The organism is Acidovorax sp. LjRoot38, assembly GCF_964252975.1.
Lineage (GTDB): Bacteria > Pseudomonadota > Gammaproteobacteria > Burkholderiales > Burkholderiaceae_C > Acidovorax > Acidovorax facilis.
In genome coordinates this window covers 239,453-265,195 of sequence record NZ_CAXUPT020000003.1, presented here as the reverse complement: position 1 = coordinate 265,195, position 25,743 = coordinate 239,453, and the positions used below count along the sequence as shown (strand labels likewise).

Below are 25,743 nucleotides of genomic sequence, written 5' to 3'. Positions count from 1 at the left end.
CGAGAATCGCCTCCTGCCCAGATAGGGCCTGAACAGGGAGGAATTCTTCATGAAATCTGTAGCACGAGCGCTGTGGCGCGCGTGGAGGCTGAGCCTGGCCGTCGTCGGTTTGTGCCTGGCGGTCTCTGGGCAGGCCCGTGCTGATCTGGCTTTCGGGGCCGCGACCAGTTTGCGCCTGGGTGGGCTTCCCAGTGAGATGGCGACGGGAGACCTCAATGAAGACGGCCGGCCCGACCTCGTGGTGGTGGATCGCCTGGGCAGTACCGTCAAGATCCTGCTCAACACAGGCGGGGTTGCAGGTTTTTCCGAGGCGGGAGCATTCAGCGTGGGCTCTGCTCCCTATGGCGTGGCGGCGGCGGATTTCAATGGTGACGGGCATCTGGATGTTGCCGTGACCAGCTTCAACAACGGAACCGCCACGATTCACCTGGGGGATGGCAGCGGTGGTTTGTCTGCTCCGGTCACTTTTGGTGCGGGGCTCAATCCGCGCGATCTGACAGTGGCGGATTTCGACGGTGACGGGCGGCTCGACCTGGCCATTGCCGTCTTTTCCGGGGCGCAAAAAGGCGTCTCCGTCTTGTGGGGTGATGGTGACGGGCGGTTTGACGGTCGCCCCCGCACTGACATCGGTTTGGGTGTTGCAGGGCGCCATGTTGTTTCGGGCGACTGGAACGAGGACGGTCATGTGGACATTGTTGCGGGGTCGGGCGACGGTGTGTTTTTGCTGCTGGGCAATGGCGCGGGCGGTTTTGCGGCGGCCCAGCGCGTGACCGGTGACGAGTACGTCCCGTTTGTGGCTGCAGGGGATGCCAATGGCGACGGCCACCTGGACATCCTGGCACTTGTGCAGAACACCTCCGCCAGCCCTGTCCTCCTGCTCGGAGATGGGCAGGGTGGCTTTTCGCGCAGAGGGGTGGGCCCTGCCTTTGGGCGCTTCAGCGGCGGGCAGATCGTGGACGCCACGGGCGATGGCCGGGCCGACGTGGTGCTGTCCCGCTTTAGCGGCACGGTGGTGGTTGTGCCGGGCCTTGCCGGCGGCGGATTCAGTGCCCAGGGGCTGGAATACCCGGTGGGCGAATCTGCCAGCCCCCCGGCAGTGGCGGACTTCAGTGGCGACGGGCATCCAGACATCGTCGTACTGGACGACCAGCGTGGCTACCTGGCCAACCTGCAGGGAGACGGCGCGGGCCGATTCGCTGCAGCACGTGCCTACGGAATCCCAGAGCGTTACACCCAGGCGATAGCCGTGGCCGATTTTGATGAAGACGGGCGCGCCGACGTCGCCGTGACGCACCGTGACGATGATGCTGTCTGGATCATGCGTGGCGATGGTGCTGGTGGATTTGAATTAAGCACCCGGCTTGATGCCGGTGCGGGCGCGGGATCCGTGGCTGCTGGCGATCTCAATGGGGACGGGCATGTGGACCTGGCCGCGGTGAACGAGGTTGACAAGACGATCATGGTCTTCCTCGGCAATGGCCGGGGCACCTTCACGGTGGCCGGGCAGCGGTCCTTCATTGGCCTGGCCCCGCGGTCAGTGGTGATTGGCAATTTCCGGGGGGCTGGCTACCCCGCGTACGCGGCCGTGTGGGCGCCAGAGACGGCAGGTGTTTACGAAGGCATCCAGTGGGTCGGCGTGAGCCCGCAGGGCTCCATCGAAATGTTGGATGTGGCGTCGTGGGATGACGTGAAGGGGTTTGCCCCGCTGGATGTCGACCAGGACGGCCGTGCCGACATCGTGGCCGCAACGTCCGTGGGCACCGTGGGCACCTCGCTGTCCTCAGCCTCGTATCCGGGCGATCCCGTCTATGTGCCGGCGGGCGTAGGCGCCCTGAGCGCGATTGCCGGTTGGAGCCAGACGGGCCGGGCAGGGGTGTTTGCCTCCGCAGGAGTGCAGATTGCCTCGTTGGCTGCCGCGCCCGGGCAGGCGCTGAGCATGGTCGGCACCTACGGCGCGGGAATCTCTGCCAGCGTTCTTGCCGCCTCTGACTTTGATGGCGATGGCGGGCCCGATCTGGTGGCCGCTGACGCAGCTTCGGGCGAGCTTGCCATCGTGCGTGGCCAGGGTGCCCCCGGTGGGCTGGGTGCGCCGCTCCTGCGGTTTGTGGGCGGCACGCCCGAGCAGATGGTGGTTGCCGACTTCAACAGGGACGGCCTGTTGGACATTGCCATCGCCAATGGTCTGGGGGGCATCACCGTGCTGGTGAATGCCTCGCCATCCCCCATTGCCGCGCTCGCGTCGCTGGCGTTGTCGCAGGGGGCGCTCAGCCCGGCATTTGCCGGTGGCGTGACGGCGTATACCGCCACGGTGCCCCATGGGGTGGCCCAGCTGTCGCTGACACCGGTGGCGGCCCAGGCCGGGGCGTCCATCACGGTCAACGGTGTGGTGGTGACCAGCGGAATGACGACTGCGCCGCTGCCGCTGGCGGTCGGTGCCAATGTCATCCAGGTGGACGTGGTGGCTGAGAACGGCGTGGCCCGGCGCACCTACACCGTCACCGTGGAACGGAGTCAACCCGCCCTGCACACGGTCACCGCCACAGCGGGGGCTGGCGGCAGCATCAGTCCGGCTGGGGCCGTCAACGTGGCCGAAGGCCAAACGGGCGCCTTCACCGTCACGCCCGCTGCGGGCTACCGCATTTCGGCCGTCACGGGCTGCGGCGGCACGCTGGCGGGCAGCACCTACACCACGGCAGCGGTGACGGCCGCTTGCACTGTGCAGGCGCGTTTTGAAACCCTGCCCACACCCACGAACACCGGGTCGGGGCCGGTCAACGTGGGCGTGGTGGATGGCAGCGCGGGTTGCCAGCTGGACCTGGCGGGCACCGGCCCGGTGGCGGCACCGGCGCCGTACCCCGGCGCCACTTTGCCGCACGGGGCGTTCCGCCTGCGGCTCATCAACTGCCAGCCGGGTGAGAAGGTGCGTGTGGCGGTGACCTTTCCAGACCTCACGGGCTTCACGGTGAAGAAGTACGGCCCCACACCCGACAGCCCCTTGTCCAGCCGCTACTACGACCCCGTGAACCTGCAGATCAGCGGCAACACCGTGACCTACGACGTGACGGACGGTGGCTGGGGCGACAACAGCTTTGGCGCGCAGGACGGCACCATCAACGACCCGGTGGTCCCCGTGCTGCTGGCGCCCAGCCCGGCGGCCATCCCCACCCTGTCGACCTGGGGCCTGGGTGGGCTGGCCGCGCTGCTGGGGCTGCTGGCGTTGCGGGGCGGCCGACGCACGTCTGCGCGGTTTGTTGGAGCGGTGGCTCAAACAAGATTTTGAGCAAAATTGGCTGCTAGCGCTTATTGGTAAAGCGCTAGCAGCTATAAATTTTGTAGTGATTGTGCATGGGGCGGATGGAAGGTTTCGGCTGCACCAGGACTTCGTCGGCTCACTGGGTTGCGGTGAGGCATCGCCAGGAACCACAAGCAGTCGTCGGGCCGTCCTACAAGGCGGCAGGGGGGGCATCGATAAATTAGCGCTACCGCTGGCAGTGACTGTTGAACGCCACAGTTGCAGCCAGAAAGAAACTCTCCGCACAGTTTCATCTTCGCGTGCGCTTCATCTCCTACAAGGCTTCCCATGAAAAAATCCCTGCTGCTCGCTGCACTTATCGTTACTTTTGGTCTTGCCGCTTGCGAGAAAACGGTTGTGACCCCTCCCGCTACTGCCCCCGTGGTCGTGGTCCCGGGCCCGGCAGGCCCTGCTGGCGCTACGGGCGCAACCGGCTCGACCGGTGCCACGGTGGCCGTTCCCGGTCCTGCGGGCGAAACGGGTGCCACTGGCGCCACCGGTTCTTCGGGTGCTCCAGGTTATGACGGTGCCAAGGGTTCCACTGGCGGTACCGGTGCCACGGGCGATACGGGAGCCGATGGCAAAAAGGGCGATACCGTGATCGTCGTTCCCGCCAAGTAATTTCTCGCGGACCCTGAAAAAAGCGCAGGCGGTATTCCGCCTGCGCTTTTTTGCTTTGCGGGCTCAGCGCAGGCGGTCTGAGCCGGCGGTGATCAAATGAATCGGTTCAAGGCATCAGGGCGCCTGGGCGAAGATTGATCTGGCGCAAGGCCTGCGCTGGGGCGTCGTCTTGAAATTCCAGAAGATTTGCCCCAAGTGCAGCGCAATTCGGAGGACATCCACCATGCGTCTCGACAAATTCACCACCAAGTTCCAGGAAGCCCTGAGCGATGCACAGAGCATTGCGCTGGGCAACGACCACGCCTACATCGAGCCCGTGCACATGCTCGTGGCCATGCTCAAGCAGGACGACGGACCCAAGGCGCTGCTGCAGCGTGCGGGCGCCAACGTGCCCGGCCTGCTGGCAGCGGCGGAAGCCGCCGTCAAGCGTCTGCCCCAGGTACAGGGCAACGACCAGGTGCAGGGCGGCCCCGAGCTGGGCCGCGTGCTGCAAGCGACGGAGAAAGAGGCCATCAAGCGCGGCGACCAGTTCATTGCCAGCGAGCTGTTTTTGCTGGCCGTGATCGATAGCAAGGGCGAAGCCGCCAAGATCGCCAAGGACAACGGCCTCACGCGCAAGAGCCTGGAGGCTGCGATTGAGGCCGTGCGCGGCGGCCAGAAGATGGACAGCGCCGAGGCCGAAGGCCAGCGTGGCGCGCTGGCCAAATACTGCCTGGACCTGACCGAGCGCGCGCGCATGGGCAAGCTCGACCCCGTGATCGGGCGCGACGATGAAATCCGCCGCGCCATCCAGGTGCTGCAGCGCCGCACCAAGAACAACCCCGTGCTCATCGGCGAGCCCGGCGTGGGCAAGACCGCCATCGTTGAAGGCCTGGCCCAGCGCATTGTGGCGGGAGAGGTGCCCGAGAGCCTCAAGGGCAAGCGCGTGCTGTCGCTCGACATGGCTGCGTTGCTCGCAGGCGCCAAGTTCCGCGGCGAGTTTGAAGAGCGCCTCAAAAGCGTGCTGAACGAGCTGGCCAAGGACGAAGGCCAGACCATCGTCTTCATCGACGAGTTGCACACCATGGTGGGCGCGGGCAAGGGCGAAGGCGCGATGGATGCGGGCAACATGCTCAAGCCCGCCCTGGCGCGCGGCGAGCTGCATTGCGTGGGCGCGACCACGCTGGACGAGTACCGCAAATACATCGAAAAGGACGCTGCGCTGGAGCGCCGCTTCCAGAAGATCCTGGTGGGCGAGCCCACGGTGGAAGCCACCATTGCCATCCTGCGCGGCCTGCAGGAAAAGTACGAAGTGCACCATGGCGTGGACATCACCGACCCGGCGATCGTGGCCGCGGCTGAGCTGAGCCACCGCTACATCACCGACCGGTTTTTGCCCGACAAGGCGATCGACCTGATCGACGAGGCAGCGTCCAAGATCAAGATCGAGATGGACTCCAAGCCCGAGGTCATGGACAAGCTCGACCGCCGACTGATCCAGCTGCAGATCGAACGCGAAGCCGTGCGGCGCGAGAAGGACGAGTCCTCTCAAAAGCGTTTTGCGTTGATTGAAGAAGAGATCGGCAAGCTGCAAAAGGAAATCGCCGACTACGATGAAATCTGGCAGTCTGAAAAGGCCCAGGCACAGGGCAGCGCCCATGTGCGCGAGGCCATCGACAAGCTCAAGTTCCAGATCGAGGAATTCACCCGCAAGGGCGACTTCAACAAGGTGGCCGAGCTGCAGTACGGCAAGCTGCCCGAGCTGGAAAAGCAGCTGAAAGAAGCGCAGGCGCAAGAGGCGGGCAAGGACGGCGCCCCTGCCACGCGCCGCCTGTTGCGCACACAAGTCGGTGCCGAAGAAATCGCCGAGGTGGTGAGCCGTGCCACGGGCATCCCCGTGGCCAAGATGATGCAGGGCGAGAAGGACAAGCTCTTGCAGATGGAAACCAAGCTGCACGAGCGTGTGGTGGGCCAGCAAGAGGCGATTGCTGCGGTGGCCAACGCCATCCGCCGCTCGCGCTCGGGCCTGTCCGACCCCAACCGGCCCACGGGCTCGTTCCTGTTCCTCGGCCCCACGGGCGTGGGCAAGACCGAGCTGTGCAAGGCGCTGGCGGGCTTCCTGTTTGACAGCGAGGACCACCTGATCCGCATCGACATGAGCGAGTTCATGGAAAAGCACTCCGTGGCCCGCCTGATCGGTGCGCCGCCCGGCTATGTGGGCTATGAAGAGGGCGGCTACCTGACCGAGGCCGTGCGCCGCAAGCCCTACAGCGTGCTGCTGCTCGACGAGGTGGAGAAAGCGCACCCCGACGTGTTCAACGTGCTGCTGCAGGTGCTGGACGATGGCCGTCTGACGGACGGTCAGGGCCGCACGGTGGACTTCAAGAACACGGTGATTGTGATGACGAGCAACATCGGCTCGCACCTGATCCAGGCCATGGTGGGGCAGGACTCTGACGACATCAAGGAAGCAGTGTGGGGCGAGCTCAAGAACCACTTCCGGCCCGAGTTTTTGAACCGCATCGACGAGACCGTGGTGTTCCACGCGCTCGATGCGCAGCACATCGCCTCCATCGCCAAGATCCAGCTGCAACTGCTGCAAACCCGGCTGGCGAAGATGGATTTGGAGTTGCAGGTGTCCGATGCTGCCTTGGCAGAATTGGCCAAGGTGGGGTTCGACCCGGTGTTTGGTGCGCGGCCGCTCAAGCGGGCGATCCAGCAGCGCATTGAGAACCCGCTGTCCAAGCTGCTCTTGGAGGGACAGTTCCCGCCCAAGAGCGTGATCGCTGTGAGCGTGAACCCGGTACTGGAACCGGGGGTGTTCCAGTTCAGCGCCGCGCCGCAGGGTTGATCGGGACCAGGGGAGAAGGGGGTAACCCCTTTTTCCCTGTTCCCAGATGTGAAGGAGAGGTGACGTTTGAATGATTTTGTTGCGGGCGTTGTGCGCCTTTTTGTGCGGGTAGTGGTCATCGCCATGGGCTTGGTGCTGTTTGCCAGCCTGCTGGTGGCGGTGATGGTGCTCGCGCTGGTCTGGGCGTTGCGCGCGGGCTGGGCTCGCCTGACTGGCCGCCCCGTGACCCCGTGGGTCATGCGCATGGACCCGCGCACGGGCTTCAGCACGGTGTTTCGCTCTACCGAGCGCTGGTCCTCGGGCCGCCGTGGCGCCGCGCCAGCGGCGCCTGACGCCAGCGAAGAGACCGCAGCATCGCGCCGAGGTGGCATCCTGCCTGGCGCCGCAGAGGTCACCGACGTCGAGGCGCGCGAAGTGCGCTGAAGGGGGCGCTCCTGACCGGGCGCTGCCCCGTACCATGCCCCATCCAGCGCGGAGCCACAGGGAGCCTGCACCGGTGTCGCCTCTGCTTTTTTCGTGACGCGCCTGTCGGGGTGTCTTCTATGATCCAACCATGACACCCGCCGATATCCACGCCCATTTCGATCTTCAACGCCAGGCCAGCCGAGCGCATGTGGATGTGCCACTGCTGGTGCGCCGCGAGCGGCTGCTGCGCATCTCCAAGATGCTCAATGAGCATGGCCCGGTGCTGGCGGCAGCCGTGCAGGCCGACTTTGGCATGCGCTCGCCACGCCTGACCGAAGTGGCCGACTTCTTTGTGCTGCGCACCCTGCTGTCGCACACGCTGAGCCACCTGGCCAGGTGGATGAAGCCCCGCAAGGTTCGCACGCCCATCTTCCTGCAGCCCGCCAGTGCGCACATCCAGCGCCAGCCGCTGGGCGTTGTGGGCGTGATTGCACCGTGGAACTACCCAGTGCAGCTGGCCCTGGCGCCCGCCATCACGGCGCTGGCGGCGGGCAACCGCGTGATGCTCAAGCCCAGCGAGCTGACACCCCACACCTCGGCCCAGCTGGCGTTGCTGGTGGCCCAGTTTTTTTCACCTGACGAGTTCTGTGTGGTGCAGGGCGATGCCAACCTGTCGGCCCTGTTTGCCTCCCTGCCGTTCGATCATCTGGTGTTTACCGGCTCGACCGCCGTGGGCCGCAAGGTGGCCCAGGCGGCGGCGCAGAACCTGACACCCACCACGCTGGAGCTGGGTGGCAAGTCGCCCTGCATCATCGACGGCCACTGCGACATGGCGGATGCGGCGCTCAAGATTGCGCACGGCAAGCTGCTCAATGCGGGGCAAACCTGCATTGCTCCCGACTATGTGCTGCTGCCGCGCGGCCGCGAGGGCGAGTTTGCGCAGGCCTACCGGGCCGCGGTAGCGCGGCTGTTCCCCACCATCGAGGGCAACGCTGACTACGCGTCCATCATCACGCCGCGCCACCACGCCCGCCTGCGCACCATGCTGCAGCAGGCACAGACGCAGGGGGCCGAAGTGCAGACCATTGACCCCGCTGCTGGCAAGCCCGTTGTGAACACGGTGGGCACCCTGGGCGACGGCGCCAGCCGCCAGATGCTGCCCACGCTGGTGTTTGGCGCTACGTCGCAGATGCAGCTCATGCAGGAAGAGATTTTTGGCCCCATCCTGCCCGTGATCTCTTACGAACGGCTGGACGATGCCATCGCCCACATCAATGCCGGGCCGCGCCCGCTGGCGCTGTACTGGTTTGGCCAGAGCGAGGCCGTGCGCGACGATGTGCTGCGCCGTACCGTGAGCGGCGGCGTGACGGTGAACGACACGCTGATGCACATTGCGCACGACAACTTGCCCTTTGGCGGTGTGGGTGACAGTGGCTGGGGCGCCTACCACGGCGAGCAAGGCTTCCTGCGTTTTTGCCACCAGAAGTCGGTGCTGGTGCAGTCGCGCTGGTCCATGGGCTCGCTGTTCTACCCGCCCTATGGCGCCCGGTTTGACCAGGTCATGGGGATGCTGCGGCGCTGGTTGTAGCCGTCCCCTCGTCGTCGTCCTGCGGCATGCTGTCCGGTGGCACGGGCTGCGGCTGGGTGATGAGCTGCACCATGGCATCGCGCAGCTGGCCGGTGGACACCGGCTTGTGCAGGAGCAGGGCCGAGGTGGACTGCGCATCGCGCAGGCGCTGGGGTGACGTATCCCCCGTCATGATGATGGCGGGCACGCTGGTGCCCAGGTAGGCGCGCAGGGCCTGCAGCACCTGCTTGCCGGTCTCTTCGTGGCGCAGGCGGAAGTCCGTGATGATGATGTCGGGTGTGATGTCTTCCAGGCATTCGAGCGCATCGGCGCTCGACTCGGCGGTGATGCACTGGCAGCCCCAGCTGTGCAGCAGCGATTGCATGCCGAGGCGCACGGCCTCATCGTCGTCAATGGCCAGCACCTTCAGGCCCACGAGGCTGACGGTATCGGGCGCAGGCGCGGTGTCGTCCTCCAGTGCACCCTGCCAGCGGTCAAGCCACAGCCGGAACACCGAACCCCGCCCCGGCTGCGACAGCACCTCGACCGAGGTGTTCATCTCGCGCGCAAGTCGCTGCACGATGGCCAGCCCCAGCCCCAGACCTTTGCGGCGGTCGCGCTCGGGGTTTCCGAGCTGGTGGAACTCCTTGAAGATGTTGTCCCACTGGCTCCGGGGGATGCCCGGCCCCGTGTCCCAGACCTCCAGCGCCAGGCGCTTGCCGCGCGTGCGGCACGCAATCAGCACACCGCCTTTGGCCGTGTAGCGCAGCGCGTTGGAGATGAAGTTGTGCATGACCAGCCCGACCAGCGAGCGGTCGGCAAAGGCCGCTGCCGAAGTCTCCCGTGTGCGGTACACCAGCCCCGCCGTGTCGGCCTGTACGCCGAACTCCTGCTCCAGCGCCGTCAGCAGCGGCTGCACGGCAAAGGCATCGGGCCGCACCTTCACCACACCGGCTTCCAGCCGCGAATAGTCGAGCAGGGTGGTCAGCATCTCGGCCGCCGCGCCCGAGGCGGCATGGGCATGCCCCAGCACGGTGAGCTGGTGGTCGTTGAGCGGGCTGCGCTGCAGCGATTCGAGGAACAGGCCCATCGCGTGCAAGGGCTGGCGCAGGTCGTGGCTGGCAGCGGCCAGGAAACGGGATTTGTCGCGGTCGGCCTTCTCGGCGGCCTCCTGGGCCGCGAGGGCGCGTTGCGATTCGGCGCGCAGCTGGTTCACAAGCCGGTCGTTTTCCAGCTTGAGCGCAATGCTGCGCCGTGTGGCCCGGTCGGCGGTGCGCGCCTGCATGCCCGTGAGCGCGTAGTAGACACCGGTGAGAAACAGCGCGGGCCACATCACAGGCCCGCCAGCCAGCGCCACCGCCATCATCACGCCGCCGATGGCACAGGTGAGGTAGGTGACATAGGCGCGGTACAGCGGGGCCCCCAGCCCGAGTGCGCCCGACGACACTGTGCTGATGATGCCGATGGCGTAGATGACACTTTCGGGGGTGCCCCAGTAGAGCACCACATACCCCAGGCTGCCCCAGCTCAGTCCCATGGCGGACATGCAGGCGATCAGTTTGCGCGCCGCCTGCTGCGCCGGGTCGGTGAAAGGCGCAATGCTGCGCAGCGTGAGGTACACCCCGGCCACCACGAGTGCGTGGGACACCAGCCACACCGTGATGGCCTGGGGCTCGGCCACCCGCGCCATGACCCACAACGTGCCGAGCGCGGTGGCCAGCGACGCGAGCAGCGTCATCGGAAAGTTGTGCCGCAGCAGGGCCACCTGCTCGCGCAGCACCTCATCGCGCTCCCACGCCGGCCACCCCCAGCGGGTGGGGGGCTGGGCGGCATCCGGCTGCACCGGCAGGGCCTCAGAGGGAGTCATGGAGCTGGGGGGTGGACAGGCCGAGGCGCTGGGCCGCCAGCAAGGCGGCGCTGCGACTGTTGACGCCCAGCTGCGCAAAGATGGCCGCCACGTGCACACGCACGGTGTTTTCGCTCAGGCCCAGGTCGCGTGCTATGACCTTGTTGGGCTTGCCGGTGCACAGCAGCGACAGCACGTCGAGCTGGCGAGCGGTCAGCGACGGCGTGTCCGGCCCGCGCGTGGTGGCGCTGTTGCCGCTGTTGATCGGAAAACACGGCTGCCCCGACAAGGCGCACGAAATGGCCTCCAGGATGTCTTCGGCGCTGGCGGATTTGGGCAGGAAACCATCGGCGCCACGGGCGCGCGCTTCATGGATCGCATCGGGCGCCACGCTGGCCGAAACGAGCACGATGCGCGCCCGGGGGCAGGCCTGGCGCAACAGGCGCAGCCCATCCAGGCCGCTCATGCCGGGCAGCTGGATGTCCAGCAGCACCAGGTCGGCATCGGCCAGTTGCAGTGCGCAGGCTTCGGCAATCGAGCCCGCCTCGGCAATCGTGCCCACGCGGGGGTGGTCCTGCACGATCAGGCGCAGCCCGGTGCGAAACAGGTTGTGGTCGTCCACCAGCAAAAGGCGGGCAGTCATACAGCAACAGCCCCGGCGCAAACCGAGGTGCAACACCCGCCTTGCCTTGGGATGAACCGTTTGCCTGAGCTCTGTTTTGCGTAAGTCATGAGCAAGTATTGCGCACAACACACTGTTGCGGACTAGTCCATTTGTGCGATGGACGCTCCGTTGTGCACTTTCTAGACTTTCCGTCAAGCATTGAAAAGCACCTGAGGGGGTGCGTACCAACCATCCATCAATGCGCAACCTTCGTTTTTCAAAGGGTTTCCCATGACTGCCAATGCACTTCACCCAGGTTCAGCCGCTTCCGATGTGTCCCGCCACCACGGCGAACGACGACCGGCGGCCATCGCTTCGCCGCAGGGCAGCACGGGGCTGGGGGGCAACACGCTGGCCCAGATCGTGGAAGAAAACTGCCCGGGCACGCAGGCGTCGGCTGGCGTGGTGATCGAGCACCTGGACGCCCAGGCAGGCACCTGGCAGTTTTCGATGGACGAGGGGCAGACATGGCGTGCCATCCGCACCGATCTCATCAACCGCGATGGCAATCTGGGGCTGGCGCTGGACTGCGATGCGCGGCTGCGCGTGCTGCCTTTTGGGGGCCACCGCGTCAGCGGCGTGCGCGTGGCTTTCCACACGGTGCAGCGTCGCCACGGGCAAGGCAACGGCAGCTACCGCGCCTATGCGAGCGACGAGCGCGAGGAAGGGTGTTCGCGCACCGTCACGCTGGTGCTGGGGCTCTCGGCCATCAACGGTGCTCCCCCGGCCGTGCATGTACCGCGCCCCCGCAACAAGCGCGCGCTGGTGCAGCGTGCAGCGGCGGCAGCCGGTGCGGCGGGGACTTCGCTCTCGGGCTCCATGGCGCTGGCCTGAGATCCTGCTTGGCGCCCGCTGCTGGGTGTTGCTTGCGGCGCAGCCCGCAGCGGCAGCCGCTTTACCGGCGCCGCAATGCTACGTACACAGGCATTTGAGAGGGCCCCACAGAGGGTTTGCGAGGGGGCCGGACAGGGGGAAAAACCGTTTGCGGCGACAATGCCGGTCCTTTCGTTTTTTCTTTCCCTGTTTTCGTTCGGTTTTTTCATGTCCAGTATCCAGGTTCGTCCCGCCACGCTTCGCGATGCCAAAGCCATTGCCCAGATCCATACCGTCTCAGCCCAAGAGGTCTACAAAGGGCTGGTGCCAGACGAGCAGTTGAAATCCATGTCGGTCGAAAAGCGCCAGGCTTACTGGCGCGAGGCCATTGAATATTGCGAGCCCCAGGTCCAGGTGGCCGTGGACGGCGAGAAGATCGTCGGTTTTGTCGGCTACGACCGCTCGCGCGATGAAAAATCCCGCCCCACCACTGGTGAAATCTGGGCCATCTACGCCGCACCTACCCACTGGAACCAAGGCGTGGGTCTGGCTCTGTGGGATGCTGCCCGCGACGGCCTGCAGGAAGAAGGTTGCACCAACGTTACGGCGTGGGTGCCGCTGCGCAACGAGCGCGCCATCCGGTTCCACGAACTGGCGGGCTTCAAGCGCGAACTCTCCACCGCCAAGACGGCTGTGGTGGGGGGCGTCAAGATCGAAGAAGTGCGCCTGAAGCGCCCCATCAACGCGTAGTCACGCAAAGGCACTCAATGATCGAATGGAGCCGCCAGGGCCAGATTCAACAAGCCCAGTGGCGCTCTGAGAGTGGTGCCCCGGCCCCGCGCCGGGTTGTCACCGCCGACGATACCTTGGCCGCCGACACAGCCTACCGCATGGCCTGTGAAGGCACGGGTCTGCTGTGGCAGGGCGACTTCCAGAACGCCCGCATGCTGCTGCAGGCGCTGATGCGCCGGGCCGATGCCAAGTCCGGCAAGGCGGGCAAATCGGCCAAACCCCGCAAGTCCGCCGCCAAGGCCGCCGAAAAAGCTGCTGCCGCCACCCCCGCCGAGGCCTTTCACCTGCACCGCCAGGCGCAGGCGCAGCGCGCGCGGGTGCTGGCGTCGGTGCTTATCCCGCTCGAAGGCGACTACAGCATTGACCTGCGCCGTGCGCCCGATTGGCGCCACGCCTGCACCGAGGCCTGGGGCCCGGCCACGGGCGAGCGCTCGGTGGCCACTCTGCGTGAGTTGCTGGGCCTGGTGGGCGCGCACGAATGGCGCAAAAAGGGTGTAGAAGTGCCAGCGCTTGGCGCTCCACCGCTCAACCGCATCCACCCGCACTACGGCGTGTTCTCGCCCGTGCGCGGCGAATACGTGGGCCTGGTGGCCGACACGGCTCTGCCTAGCAAGACATTGGCCTTTGACATTGGTGTGGGCACGGGGGTGCTGTCTGCCGTGCTGGCACGCCGTGGGGTGCAGCGCGTGGTGGCCACCGACCAGGACCCGCGCGCCCTGGCCTGCGCGCGGGAGAACCTGCAGCGCCTCGGTGTCATGCCACAGGTTGAGCTGCTGCAGGCCGACCTGTTTCCGCCCGGCCGCGCGCCCCTGGTGGTGTGCAACCCCCCGTGGGTGCCCGCACGGGCCAGTTCGCCCATTGAGCACGCGGTGTACGACGAAGGCAGCCGCATGCTCAAAGGCTTTCTGGCGGGTTTGTCCGACCATCTGGAGCCTGGCGGCGAGGGCTGGCTGATCCTGTCGGATTTGGCCGAACACCTGGGGCTGCGCCCACGCACGCAACTGCTCGAATGGATTGCCGATGCGGGGCTGGTGGTGCGTGGCCGGCACGATGTGAAACCGCACCACGCCAAGGCGGCCGATGCGGGTGACGCCCTGCACGCTGCCCGCGCGGCGGAGGTCACTTCGTTGTGGCGGCTGGCTGCAGCCTGACCACGGAGTCATTTTCACAGGACCTTCGCAAGTCGGGATGCAACAGCCGCCTCGCCATGGGGTGAACCGCTTGCCTGAACCCTGTTTGCGCAAGACACGTTTCAAAAAACCTACCCCTCAAGCCAGTGCTGAGGGTTGGGTCGAATCAAACGGCTCGGAGGCCGAAGGCGCAGAAGGCAGCAACTGCTCGAACCTTTCGCGCAGGCTGGCAGCACGTTCGGCCCCCGCGGTCATCGCTACTTCTTCAAACATGGCTTCGCCCACGTCCAGCATGCTCGCGCGGTCCTTGGCGGCGCGCAGCGCCTCGCGAAACTGCTGCGCCAGCACGGGGTCGCGCCGCACAAACAGACGCTCGCAGGTGTCGAACAGGTACATGCGTGCGCCGGCCAGCGAGCGCAGGGCATCGCCGGGCTCCGGGCGCTGGATGGATGGCTTGTTGTGTGCAGCGGTTTGCGCGGCGGAGGGCGGCGGTAGCTCGGCCGGGCCGGCCAGGTAACCCTGGCGCATGAGGTTGTCGACAATCTGCGCGCCGATGCCGTTGTACATGGCCTGCAAGTCGGACAGCGGTTTGCCATCCACCAGGAGCAGCAGAGAACGCTCCCGCAGGCTCAGGGTGCGGACGCCGGGCAAGAGTTCCAGGCGGGCTTTTTCGGTTTTTTGTAGCAGCATGGGGTTCTCCATTCACGGGTGAATGGCGGTGATTGCAGCAAGCCGCCATGACGCTGTGATGACCTCGCTGCCGCACAATGGCGGTCTGCCCCTGGTCGTAGCATGGCTGCAAAAGCAGTATTTGCTATATATTTAATAGCTGCTTGCGCTTATCCATCAAGAGCTAGGGCCCTTTTTGATTCATATTTTGGCTGTGTGCGGGCCGCGCTCTGTGCTGGGGTGCTGGGCCCGGTGGCCTTTCTCGTGATGACCTTGCTGCTTGCCCCCATGGAGGGGCTCCTGGATTTTGTGCTGCGTGATGTGCTGACCCGCGTGGGCGGGGTGGACCGCTGCGTCTCGGAGTTCATCCGCATCACCGGCACGCTGCTGCCGGACAAGGTGTTTCTGCGCTACGTGCCGGAGTTGCACAACGGCAGCCGCACGCTGGCCGGTGTGCCGGTGCGTGCGCAGCTGCTGGGCTCTGATCCCGTCTGCATGGCTGAGAACGCCGCACGCCTGGCGGCCCTGGGGCCCGAGGGGATCGACCTGAACTTTGGTTGCCCGGCCAAGGTTGTCAACCGCCACGGCGGGGGCGCGGCGCTGCTGCAGGAGCCCGAGCGCATCGCCACCGTGGTGGCCGCTGTGCGCCGCGCAGTGCCCTCCCATTTGCCCGTGTCCGCCAAGATGCGCCTGGGCTTCAACGACACCGGTCTGATGCGCGAATGTGCGCAGGCCATGCAGGCGGGCGGCGCTGCCGAACTGGTGGTGCATGCCCGCACCAAGGCCGACGGCTACCGGCCCCCAGCGTATTGGGAGCACATCCCCACCATCCGCTCTGCGGTCGGCATCCCCGTGGTGGCCAATGGCGAGATCTGGACCGTGGCCGACGCCCAGCGCTGCCGCGAAGTGTCGGGCTGCGATGCGCTGATGCTCGGGCGCGGCATGGTGGCTGACCCCGGCCTGGCCCGGGCCATCCGCGCGTCGGATGCGGGGCAGCCCGGCGCGGACACGGTGGCCTGGGCCGACATGCTGCCGCACCTGGCGACCTTCTGGCAACTGGTGTGTGACGACTTGGAGCCACGCCAGCGGGCGGGGCGGCTCAAACAATGGCTCAACCTCCTGCGCAGGCGCTTTCCGGAGGCCGAGGTCGCCTACCAGCGCGTGCGCACGATGACGGACCAGCGGGCGATCACCGCGTGGGTGGATGCATTGCAGCCAGCCTAGGGTTGATCTAGGGATGTCCTGCATAACCCTCGCGAGTCAGTGGTAGTGCGGATCGGGATGGGCCGCAAGGCGTCTTTTTGCAGCCAATAGCCCAGCTATTGGCAAGAAAAGCAACGCAGCGGACCGCCCGAGACCGCGCTATCACCGACCGCAGGGAGTTATGCAGGCCATCCCTAGAGCAGGTGATCCGGCGCCAGCGGGCCCAGCAGTTGCAGCATCAGCCGCAGTGGCGCGCTGGCATCGGGTTCGGTGGTGGCATCTGGCAGGCCGCTGCCCTCGGGGGCATGCCACACCAGTTGGCCGCCATCGCGCAACTGCACATGCCAGGCGGCTTCGCGCAATGCCGTTTCGATCTGCGTGGTGGCGCGGCGTGACAGGTCGCTGCTGCGGATCAGCAGCGCGATCTCCGTGTTCTGCCGCTGCGAGCGGATGTCCAGGTTCATCGAACCCACCACCAGCAGGCGGCCGTCCATGATCAGAATCTTGGAGTGCAGCATGGCGCGTGAGCTGCCGACAGAACTGGCCGCACCGCTGATACCATCACGCCCCCCCGTGCTGCCCGTGGAGCCCAGTGCCCCGCGCAGCACGCCCGTGAGCTCGCTGCGCATTTCGTACAGCTCGACGCCCATGGCCAGCAGATCGGGCCGGTGGCGCGCATAGCCTGCGTGGGCAATGGGCGCATCGTTGGAGGCCAGCGAGTTGGTGAGCACCCGCACCCGAACGCCCCGCGCGCGTGCGGCTGCAAAGGCCTGCTTCATGTCGGGCCCTGGCACGAAGTAGGGCGAAATGATGAGCAGATCGCGCCGCGCCTGTCCCATGAGGTGCAGCAGCCCATCCACCACGGTATCGGTCTGGGCATCAATAGTTGCAGGGTCGGGGGTAGACCCTGCTGCAGGGGCTGATGGGATGCCGTTGGTGGGATTGGGCGCTGACGATTCGGGGGGGGCAGCAGCCCCGGCAGCAACGGCCAGGGCTTCGGTGGGGGCCTTAGCTGGCGCACGCGCAGCGCCCCGCGACACGACGGCGAGGGGGGTGGCCCGGGCCGGGGGCTTTTCAGGCAGCGCGGCCAGGGAGGTGCCATCGGGCGGAATCTTGGCAGGCTTGTCCACCAGCACCGCTGCCGGGGCCCAGGTGAACTGCGCTTGCGCCAGGTCCATGGGCTGGTAGTCCCAGATGCGCGCACGCTGGGCGGCGGTGGTTCGCCGGCCGTCTTGCACGGGCTGGCTGTCCGGTGCCAGGGCGCCACCCTGGCCTGCGATACGCTCGCGCTGCACGGCATCCGGGTTGCGCATGCGCTCGCGCAGAATGTCCAGTTCCTCCCGCGTGACCAGCGATTGCACGGGGTAGGCGCGCTCGTTGTTCCAATAGCTGTCGAAACTGCGGGAGAGATCCTGCACCACAGGCCCTGCGGCCAGCACGTCCAGGTCCACAAAATTGCCGGAGTCGGCATTGCCGAAATAGGCATCCCCCAGGTTGCGGCCCCCGGTGACGCCCATGGCGTTGTCGGCGATGAAGAGCTTGTTGTGCATGCGCTGCTGCACCCGCGAAAAGTCGCTCAACGCGCTGAACATGCGCCCCAGCGGCGAGCCCCGTGCCCCGGTGAGCGGGTTGAACATGCGCATCTCGATGTTGGGTACAAAGGCCAGGCGCATCACCTGCGCATCCCGGCCCACGCTGTGAAAGTCGTCCAGCAACACCCGCACACGCACGCCGCGCCGGGCTGCGGCCACCACACTGAGCAGCAGGCGCTCGGTGCTGGCGTCGGCATGGATGGCGTAGTACTGCAGGTCCAGCGTTTTCTGCGCGGCATCTACCAGCGCCAAGCGGCTGCTGTAGGCTGCCTGTGGCCCGCTGAGCAGCAGGAACCCCGAGGGGTGGCGGCCGACTGCCGATGCCCGGCGCTCCTCCACGAGTTGGCCCAGGGGCGTCCCTGCGGGGGAGGCCAGGGCGCTCGACACCGGCCGCTCCACGTCCTTGGGCAGGCCGGCGCAGCCGCTGGTTGCGCCTGCGACGATGACGGCCAAAAGCGCCAGCCAGCCGTAGCGGGCCGTGTTGCCCAGAAACGCTGGAATGGCAGGGGTCGATAAAAGCATGGCGCGATTGTGACCGTGTGGCGGTGGCCGCGCTTGTCAGACGCGGCGCCAACTCCGCCACAGCGGCTGCCAGGTTGGCAGTGGCCTTCTCAGCGCCTCGCCGGGCTTACCAGCTCACTTCGCGGTCTGGCGTGGCGCTGATCTTGTGGATCGACAGGTCAGCCCCGTCAAATTCCTCTTCCTGCGTGAGCCGCAGGCCCACCGTGCTCTTGAGAATGCCATACACCACCAGGCCACCTACCAGCGCCCAGGCCACGCCCAGGGTGCTGCCGATCAACTGGGCCGAGAAGCTCACACCACCGAGCCCACCCAGCGCCTTGCTGCCGAAAATGCCTGCTGCCAGCCCGCCCCATGTGCCGCACAGGCCATGCAACGGCCACACGCCGAGCACGTCATCGATCTTCCAGCGGTTCTGGGTGAGCGTGAACATCACCACAAAGATTGCTCCCGCCACGGCACCCACCACCAGCGCTCCCAGCGGGTGCATCAGATCGGAGCCCGCGCACACAGCCACCAGCCCGGCCAGCGGGCCGTTGTGCACGAAGCCCGGGTCGTTCTTGCCCAGCACCAACGCCGCCAGCGTGCCGCCCACCATAGCCATCAGCGAGTTCACGGCCACTAGGCCGGAGAGCTTGTCCACGGTCTGTGCGCTCATCACATTGAAGCCGAACCATCCCACCACCAGCACCCAGGCGCCCAGCGCCAAAAACGGGATGTTGGAAGGCGGATGTGCAGAGATGGCCCCGTCCTTGCGGTAGCGGTTGGCGCGCGAGCCCAGCAGGATCACGGCCGGCAGGGCGATCCACCCGCCAATGGCATGCACGACGATGGAGCCCGCAAAGTCGTGGAACTCTTCGCCCGTCAGTCCCTTGATCCAGGCCTGCACCCCGAAGTGCTGGTTCCAGGCAATGCCTTCAAAGAACGGATAGACAAACCCCACAATGACCGCCGTGGCCATCAGCTGGGGCCAGAACTTGGCCCGCTCCGCGATCCCGCCCGACACAATCGCCGGAATGGCAGCCGCAAAAGTGAGCAGGAAGAAGAACTTGACCAATGCGTAGCCGTTCTGCTGCGCCAGCGATTCCGCACTCACAAAGAAATGCGTGCCGTAGGCCACGCTGTAGCCCACCACAAAATACACCACGGTGGACACCGAAAAGTCCACCAGGATCTTGACCAGCGCATTCACCTGGTTCTTTTTGCGAACCGTGCCCAGTTCCAGAAAGGCAAACCCTGCATGCATGGCCAGCACCATGATGGCCCCCAGAAGAATGAACAGGGCATCAGTGCCCTGTTTGAGTGCTTCCATAACGTCCTCGCGCGATTGGTTGATCTGTTCTGGTGCGTTTCGAGCCTGGCTACCAGATTTGCACCAAGTTGAAGCAAAAATCGCGCCAAAGAATGGTGCGTTGTTTTGCACTGTTTTGGTGTGATGTGGAGGGGCGGGGGCAATGGGATTTGCCGGGACAGGTGGTTGAGCTGGGTGACGGTAGCTATCTGGCATATCTTCGTGCTGCGCAGATGAGTGCCTATGGCGCGATGGTGCAGAGCATTGTTTTGCAGGCATTCCCACTGGGATACGCTGTGAGAGTCCACCTGCTGCTGTTCAGCCTCGCCTCACCCGTTTGTCTTTCACCATCCGCACTGCGAAGCCCGTGCCTGCGGGCAGGGTGGAGGTGTTAGAAACTGTCGCGTCCCTGCACCCGTGCCACAACGCGCAAGTCCGCGCCCAAGGTCTCTACGGACTTGAATTCCAGCGCCAGCCCATCGGCCAAGGCCGTCAACGGGCCAAAGTCTGCAATTCCCCGTCCCGCACCCAAAAGCCGTGGTGCCAGGTACAACAACAGCTCATCGACCAGGCCTTCTCGGACCAGAGAACCATTGAGCTTGTGCCCGGCCTCCACATGCAACTCGTTGATGCCCCGCTGGCCCAGGTCCTGAAGCATTGCCGAAAGATCGACCTTGCCGTTCGCATTGGGCAGGTAGATCACCGTGGCCCCACAGGCTTGCAAGGCGGCCTTCTTGGTTTCGTTTTCGGAGGCCGTGTAGACATAACAATCGCGCCCTTTCATCAGCAGATTGGCGTCGGTCGGCAACTGCAACTGGCTGTCTACCACCACCACATGGGGCTGGCGTGGCGTAGGCACTTCGCGGACGTCAAGCCGGGGGTTGTCATCCAGCACGGTGCCAATGCCCGTCAATACAGCACACGCCCTGGCCCTCCACGCGTGTCCATCCGCCCGCGCAGCGCGGGACGTGATCCACTGGCTGGCGCCATTGTTCAGGGCCGTAGTGCCATCCAGCGAGCTTGCAACTTTCAGCCGCACCCAGGGTGTACCTCGGATCATGCGGCTGAAAAAACCAATGTTGAGTTCTCGGGATTCTTCAGCCCCCGGGCCGACCACGACCTCCACCCCTGCCGCACGCAGCCGGTCAAACCCGCGCCCGCCCACCAAAGGGTTTGGGTCCGCCAACGAGGCCACCACTTTGGCAACACCCGCTTGGATTAGTGCATCGCAGCAGGGGCCAGTTCGCCCATGGTGGGAACAGGGCTCCAGCGTCACATAGGCTGTGGCGCCTGACGTGCCGAACCCCTTGCCGCTGGCGTCGCGCAGGGCCATGACTTCAGCGTGTGGCCCACCCGCATGCTGCGTGAACCCTTGGCCTATCACTTCGCCGCTTGGAGAGACAAGCACGCAGCCAACACGAGGGTTGGGGTTGGAAACAAAAAGCGCTTGGGTGGCGAGCCCAAGCGCTTGGTGGATATGGGGGGGCGCTTTATGAATCATGGCGCCCAGGATGGTAGCTCAGCGGCTATTTGTTCCAGCAAGTGGCGTCGAAGCCAGCGTCGGTTTGGATTTTCCCGTTGGCACCTCGTATCCCTGTGTGGGTCAATGTGTAGTTGCCGCACTTGTCGCCTGCCTGGGGAGTACCAGCCTTAGGTGTTGCCGTCAGTGTGAATGACGACGTCGTGGCAGGGCCACCAATGGCGATGGTGTAGCGCTTGGTCTGATCAGCGGCCCACGTCAGGTTGGCGGGAAGCGCGGTAGGGTAGGTGCCCGTAGCCGTAGACGCGCGCTCCAGCCACTGTTGGGCCTGCAGCAGCCCTGCCCTTGCATCGGCGCGGTGTCCGCGCCGGATGTATTCGGCGTAGCTCGGGATAGCGACGGCCGCGAGGATGCCAGTGATCGCCACCACGATCATGATCTCGATGAGCGTAAATCCCCGATGATGATGTTTCATAAAAAACTGCTCTTGATTGAGATTGAGCTTAACGCAGTTGCCGCCAGCTGGGGCGCATGCTTTGCTCTGGGAACGTTTGGTTGTCTAGGTTGTCGTCGGTACCGTCCGCCTTTTTGCCTGTGAGACGGATGATGCTCCCGCGTTGAATCATTGTTTGAGAGCCTGCGGTAATCGACACACGCGAAGCCCCCATGTCGGAGGTCAGGTTGTACTTCCCGTCGCCGTTCGTGTCCATGATCTGCACACTGGGACGCTTGCCGTCCATGATATTGATCAGGGTAAAAAACTGACGTTCCTTGTCCACAGAACCTGCTTCACAGGCCTCCACGCTGGGGTCCAGCAGGGATCCCTTGGCGGGGACTTGCGAAAACACGGCCAGCATATTGCTGCTGTCGTAAAACTCCATGGGTTTGAGTAAACGTTCACGTGTCTCAGGCAGATCCATGTACCAACCTTTATTGGTAGTCCAGTCCAGCGTGGTGGACGCATCAATGGTCCAGAACTGGTGTCCATCGCGTGTAAAGACCGAGGTAACCGGAATTTGGCGCTGTACCAAATTTGCCTGTGTCACCGAAGTCGGCAGATCGTCCGTCGACTTCACCAGCTCGTCACACGCTGTGTCAGAAGTGGATGCACATACTGCGATGCGGTCTTTCTTGGCTCCTACCAGCTTGTAGCTTGTGTTGTCCAGCACGGAGTACAAGCTTTGCTTGTTCGCATTCTGGGGGTCATCCGTGGCAATGTTACGCCCCGTCCCAAAAGCCACCATCATGCCGCCAACGGGCACAGTTTTCTTCTTGCCACCGCCAATGTCGATCTCCTTCTTGCGATCATTTGCGCGCACCGTAGGTACTGCGGTGATGGACTGTGCCAGCGTACGCGAATTGGGGGAGCCCTCTGTACCACCCTTGGCGGTGAAAAGTGGAACCCCGTTGGTGGCATGGTTTGTGGTGGTACCTGCCGAACTGCCCCAGCGTGCAACGCCCCAGTTGTTCTCATCACTGTCTGCAATGAGAAACTTCCACACATTGCCTTTGAGGTCGCCGGCATAGACAACGTCAGGGCGGCCATCACTGTTGATGTCCACCAGACGTGGCGCCGAGAGGCCGTTGTCGGTTGTGTTGGTGTGGCTGCCTGTTGCAGTTGTGCCTGTCGCTACCAGTCGCAGCAGTTTCTTGTCGCCATCCAGATATTGCACCAGCAGCACAGGGCGCTCGCTCTTGCTGTTGTAGCCATTGCCCATCACCGCAGCCCAGCGGTTATTGTTCATCCGCACAATCTGTGTGGTGCGTTGGGGGTTGGTGTCGTCAATCACAGGCTTGGCGAATATGTGGCCCATGTCGGCTGCCGCCAAGCAAGCTTCCTTGTTTGCCACGGGAGTGACCCCTGCATCTTCACAAACCGCCACGGTGGCCACGGACTCGCTGGCATGTCGGGTTTTGTCCATCAACACCAGTTGCTGGGCGTTGCCCTCTGTAAAGTTGCCTGGGGCTGGCGCTGTAGTGCCCGGACTCGTGATGTCCAGCACAAAGTAACCTTTGCCACCGGCGCCCAACGTGCCTACGAGCATGGTGCGCCAATCAGGAGCATAGATTCCATAATCGGGATCGCTAGGGTCTTTGCCCCCATTGACATCCACATCACCGCTCATGGCAGAACCATCGACGTAATAACGATGATTCTGGTTAAAAGCCGGATCTGTCAAACGGCCCACCGCTGGAATGACGCCCCGTGGCACGTAGGCCAGCTTCTCTGTGCCGTCATTGGCGGAAAAACCATGCAGCATGCCATCGTTTCCACCCACATAGATCATGGGCAGGCGATTTTTATTCGATCGGGTAAATGCGGCGTAGCCTTTCCACACGTAGTTACTGGAGGGTGCGCCGACGTACCACACCTCGGAATTCACGATGCTGCCTTGGCGAGACTTTCTTTCACGGAAGGGCTTTGCGGCAGGATAATCAGGCGGGCTTTCTGTGCCTTCTTTGGAACGGTCCCCACGCACGTAGTTCAATCGATCCTGGCCCAGGGCATCGCTCGTGCCATCGCTCTTCAAGTTGAGAAAGTTCTTTTGCGCGGTGCTGAGATTGGTCTCGTCAGTTGTCCATTTGAACGGGGTTCCATGCTGGTTCTTGTCATTCCAAGTCAAAATCAGCCGCGCACCTACATCGAAACCTCCTGCATCAAGCAAGTCAGCGGTTGTTTTCCCTGCCCAGCCTACAGCAGGCACCGTGGTGCCATCCGTCTTGACGGTCTCTGCTTCAACCCAGCCTCTCCAGCCTTCCTTGGGGACATAGTTGGCTACATACTTGCCCACATCGTTGCGTGAGGCATTGCTTCCGCTGGTGGCGGTGGACCCCCGGTCGGGCTCGTTCTGGGTATTGATCTGCTGGATGATCATGCGGAAGGCTTTTTCCAGGTCTTCGCCCTGTTCCACCGCAAAGAATCTACCGCGCCCGTTGAGTGCAGCGTGCCACAAGTCCAATGAACGCTTGTTTTCGTTATCCAATTGAGGCCACGTTTGTGTGCCATTCACCAAATTAGGAAAGCTGCCGTCATACCCAAAAGGAACCATTGTTGTGGGGCGCGTGATGGTTGGTGCGCCTGGCCATGTGTATGCCATGGAACTAAAGCCAATGGTGTAAGACACCATGTGAGCCCAACTGGCAGGGTTGTACTTTGGGTTCCAGTATTTAGGCAGGGCTACACCGCCGATTGTTTCCGTCGCAGGGGCTTGGTCGTATTCAGCGATGGGGGTTACAGAGCCTGTGAGGCTAGCTGCTGGTTGAAGGCGGTCTGCCCAACTCTTAAACGCCCAATCGGCCAAGGTGTCGCTGAAGGTGTCGTGATAGAGCTGGTTGGGTGGTCTAGCCGCTGCGCTGGTACTGCCGTAAACCGTGCCATCAGGCAGGGTCTTGTTGACGTTACGGCTATCTTGGGATCCCCCGGATACGGCGCCGTTCCATCGGCCATCGGTCATAAAAAGGTGGTAATTGCGACGGCAGCCAAGGTAGGGGGCTCCAGTTGTTCCTGGCTTCGAGGCCCAGGGGCCGTTCTGATGCAGCCCAAGCCTCATATATTCGTCAGCGTTCTTGAACATTCTGTGAGATGGCGTGCTGCTTCCAGGCCTCAGGTTGTTCACAAAACTGAGAAAATTACTCCGATGGGTGGAATCTAGCACCTTCATGGAGTTGGTGTTGGACTGTGCTGTCGTCCCGGTATTAAGTGTTCCTGGAGTGCCATTGTTTGCGTTCATCGCCTGCCACGCCAAGCGAATTTTTCCCTCAGGCAATAGGGAAGTGTCGTTGAAGACCTCTTTGAGCGCATATTTCAATACGTTCATGCGTCGGTCTGTCGTGCGCCAAATTTTCCTATTCGGATCGTCTGCGGTGGGGGCTGCAACGGTCGGCACGGTATTGTTTGTTGCGCCTGTTGCATTTTCCTGATCAAGCCGAAAATCCATACTCCCCGAATCGTCCACGGAAATAATCACATTGGGTGCCACATAGGGCTCTACCGTGCCGGGTGGCGACTGTGCAAAATCCAGCGCCCAGCTAGCGTGCGGTGCCAGTGCTGCACCGACGGCCATGGCAATCAGGGTTTTTTTAAAATGTGTGCGGTTACGAATGGCGTGGGGCATGGTGTGCTCCTGTTCGAATAGGGGATGAATTGGCTTTTGATGCTTGTGTATCAAGCGTGAAAAGCTATCATTTTTGAGTAAAAATCAGTCTTTGAGCTTCTGGCGGGCGTAGGTTTGTTGCAGCACCGCTTGGGTAATCGGCACGTCCACACCTGCTACGCGTCTTACCTTGCGCCCATACGCAATAGCGGTAATGCGGTATACGACGTTGGGTTTCATATTCAGCGGCAGGTGATTGGCGCCGCCTGCAATCAACGCTGATTTGTCTGCGTTCGGGTCGTAAGGCAATATCTCTATCCAGTACCACCCGCCCCGGTTGTTTGCGGAACGATCTCGCAAAATGGGATTGCCTTTGGGCTCATTTTCGTCGCTACTTAGCTGTGCGCCGCTGTATTGACCGTAGCGCGCACCCACAGTGTCAACCGCCATTTCAGCCAGCGTGAAATCGACAAGGGGGTCTGTTTTATCGCTGACGTTGTTCCAAAAATCCTGTCTTCCTGTCCGTTTCAGGCAAAGAGCGTTCAGGCAGCGTGGGCCTGTGGTGATATTTTCCAAGTCTGCCCACAATGCAGCAGCTTCCTTGGCTTCTAATGGGATTTGTGCAACAGCGGACTGGCCTCCGCGGCAGGCCGTGGCGGTTGGAATCCTGCAGTCACTGCCATCGGCCTTTTCGCCGCGTATGTCGAGTTCAGCGTCTTGTATCAGTGCCTGGGCCGCTTCAAAAGCACGCTGGTAATCGGCGTCGTTGCCAACCACCATTTCGTTGAACACCGAAGTGCGTGACGCCCACAGTGCCAGCAGCATCGAGAGCATGACAAAAACAATCACAACAAACAGTGCGACCCCGCTTTGGCGCCGCTGTTGCGGGGGGAGGGAGAGAGGTAGGGACAAGCGTTGCATGGCAGTGCCGTGTG

General features: G+C 63.8%; 18 protein-coding genes. 9 read left to right on the top strand and 9 right to left on the bottom strand.

Annotation, left to right across the window (positions count from 1 at the left end; all coding sequences use genetic code 11):
- The first annotated feature begins 49 nt into the window (after positions 1 to 49).
- The 5 genes from ACSQ22_RS06340 to ACSQ22_RS06320 all read left to right on the top strand — a co-directional run bounded on the left by ACSQ22_RS06340 (position 50) and on the right by ACSQ22_RS06320 (position 8,736).
- Positions 50 to 3,280 carry an IPTL-CTERM sorting domain-containing protein gene (locus tag ACSQ22_RS06340; protein ID WP_436129775.1) on the top strand — a complete coding sequence of 1,077 codons (3,231 nt, stop codon included), beginning with the start codon at positions 50 to 52 and terminating at the stop codon, positions 3,278 to 3,280.
- A 300-nt stretch (positions 3,281 to 3,580) separates the two neighbouring features.
- A complete protein-coding gene (locus ACSQ22_RS06335) occupies positions 3,581 to 3,913 on the top strand; it encodes a collagen-like protein (protein WP_436129774.1) in 333 nt (110 codons plus the stop codon).
- A 223-nt stretch (positions 3,914 to 4,136) separates the two neighbouring features.
- Positions 4,137 to 6,743: an ATP-dependent chaperone ClpB gene (clpB, locus tag ACSQ22_RS06330; RefSeq protein WP_436129773.1), complete on the top strand. Its 2,607-nt coding sequence runs from the start codon at positions 4,137 to 4,139 to the stop codon at positions 6,741 to 6,743.
- 66 nt (positions 6,744 to 6,809) lie between these two features.
- Positions 6,810 to 7,166, top strand: a complete 357-nt coding sequence (locus ACSQ22_RS06325) for a hypothetical protein (protein ID WP_436129772.1) — start codon at positions 6,810 to 6,812, stop codon at positions 7,164 to 7,166.
- A gap of 130 nt (positions 7,167 to 7,296) precedes the next feature.
- Positions 7,297 to 8,736 carry a coniferyl aldehyde dehydrogenase gene (locus ACSQ22_RS06320; protein WP_436129771.1) on the top strand — a complete coding sequence of 480 codons (1,440 nt, stop codon included), beginning with the start codon at positions 7,297 to 7,299 and terminating at the stop codon, positions 8,734 to 8,736.
- Here the strand turns inward: ACSQ22_RS06320 and ACSQ22_RS06315 are convergent.
- Positions 8,708 to 10,582, bottom strand: coding sequence for an ATP-binding response regulator (locus tag ACSQ22_RS06315; RefSeq protein ID WP_055393188.1), 1,875 nt, complete (start codon positions 10,580 to 10,582; stop codon positions 8,708 to 8,710). The two genes, ACSQ22_RS06320 and ACSQ22_RS06315, sit on opposite strands and share 29 nt — an antisense overlap.
- Complete coding sequence (locus ACSQ22_RS06310) at positions 10,569 to 11,204, bottom strand: response regulator (protein ID WP_055393190.1); 636 nt, start codon at positions 11,202 to 11,204, stop codon at positions 10,569 to 10,571. Before ACSQ22_RS06310 ends, ACSQ22_RS06315 begins: the two co-directional genes overlap by 14 nt.
- Positions 11,205 to 11,456: 252 nt before the next feature.
- Here ACSQ22_RS06310 and ACSQ22_RS06305 point away from each other — a divergent pair, with 252 nt between their 5' ends.
- The 3 genes from ACSQ22_RS06305 to ACSQ22_RS06295 all read left to right on the top strand — a co-directional run bounded on the left by ACSQ22_RS06305 (position 11,457) and on the right by ACSQ22_RS06295 (position 13,981).
- Positions 11,457 to 12,059 (top strand): hypothetical protein, encoded by a 603-nt coding sequence (locus ACSQ22_RS06305; protein ID WP_055393192.1) that lies wholly within the window; start codon positions 11,457 to 11,459, stop codon positions 12,057 to 12,059.
- A 207-nt stretch (positions 12,060 to 12,266) separates the two neighbouring features.
- Complete coding sequence (locus tag ACSQ22_RS06300) at positions 12,267 to 12,788, top strand: GNAT family N-acetyltransferase (RefSeq protein ID WP_055393295.1); 522 nt, start codon at positions 12,267 to 12,269, stop codon at positions 12,786 to 12,788.
- A 17-nt stretch (positions 12,789 to 12,805) separates the two neighbouring features.
- Positions 12,806 to 13,981 (top strand): methyltransferase, encoded by a 1,176-nt coding sequence (locus tag ACSQ22_RS06295; protein WP_436129770.1) that lies wholly within the window; start codon positions 12,806 to 12,808, stop codon positions 13,979 to 13,981.
- A 117-nt stretch (positions 13,982 to 14,098) separates the two neighbouring features.
- Here the strand turns inward: ACSQ22_RS06295 and ACSQ22_RS06290 are convergent, their stop codons facing one another.
- A complete protein-coding gene (locus ACSQ22_RS06290; protein WP_121422805.1) occupies positions 14,099 to 14,650 on the bottom strand; it encodes a hypothetical protein in 552 nt (183 codons plus the stop codon).
- A gap of 246 nt (positions 14,651 to 14,896) precedes the next feature.
- Between ACSQ22_RS06290 and ACSQ22_RS06285 the strand changes: the two genes are divergently transcribed.
- Positions 14,897 to 15,853: a tRNA dihydrouridine synthase gene (locus ACSQ22_RS06285; RefSeq protein WP_436129769.1), complete on the top strand. Its 957-nt coding sequence runs from the start codon at positions 14,897 to 14,899 to the stop codon at positions 15,851 to 15,853.
- 173 nt (positions 15,854 to 16,026) lie between these two features.
- Here ACSQ22_RS06285 and ACSQ22_RS06280 read toward each other — a convergent pair whose 3' ends face one another.
- The 6 genes from ACSQ22_RS06280 to ACSQ22_RS06255 all read right to left on the bottom strand — a co-directional run bounded on the left by ACSQ22_RS06280 (position 16,027) and on the right by ACSQ22_RS06255 (position 25,729).
- A complete protein-coding gene (locus ACSQ22_RS06280; protein WP_436129768.1) occupies positions 16,027 to 17,946 on the bottom strand; it encodes a phospholipase D-like domain-containing protein in 1,920 nt (639 codons plus the stop codon).
- 106 nt (positions 17,947 to 18,052) lie between these two features.
- The gene (locus ACSQ22_RS06275; protein WP_436129767.1) at positions 18,053 to 19,255 is read right to left on the bottom strand and encodes an ammonium transporter; all 1,203 of its coding nucleotides are present in this window, start codon (positions 19,253 to 19,255) and stop codon (positions 18,053 to 18,055) included.
- A 370-nt stretch (positions 19,256 to 19,625) separates the two neighbouring features.
- Positions 19,626 to 20,735, bottom strand: a complete 1,110-nt coding sequence (gene ribD, locus ACSQ22_RS06270) for a bifunctional diaminohydroxyphosphoribosylaminopyrimidine deaminase/5-amino-6-(5-phosphoribosylamino)uracil reductase RibD (protein ID WP_436129766.1) — start codon at positions 20,733 to 20,735, stop codon at positions 19,626 to 19,628.
- A 25-nt stretch (positions 20,736 to 20,760) separates the two neighbouring features.
- Positions 20,761 to 21,189, bottom strand: coding sequence for a type IV pilin protein (locus tag ACSQ22_RS06265; protein WP_436129765.1), 429 nt, complete (start codon positions 21,187 to 21,189; stop codon positions 20,761 to 20,763).
- Between the two features lie 28 nt (positions 21,190 to 21,217).
- Positions 21,218 to 24,829, bottom strand: coding sequence for a pilus assembly protein (locus tag ACSQ22_RS06260; protein ID WP_436129764.1), 3,612 nt, complete (start codon positions 24,827 to 24,829; stop codon positions 21,218 to 21,220).
- Positions 24,830 to 24,913: 84 nt separating this feature from the next.
- Positions 24,914 to 25,729 carry a pilus assembly PilX family protein gene (locus ACSQ22_RS06255; RefSeq protein ID WP_436129763.1) on the bottom strand — a complete coding sequence of 272 codons (816 nt, stop codon included), beginning with the start codon at positions 25,727 to 25,729 and terminating at the stop codon, positions 24,914 to 24,916.
- Between the last annotated feature and the right edge of the window lie 14 nt (positions 25,730 to 25,743).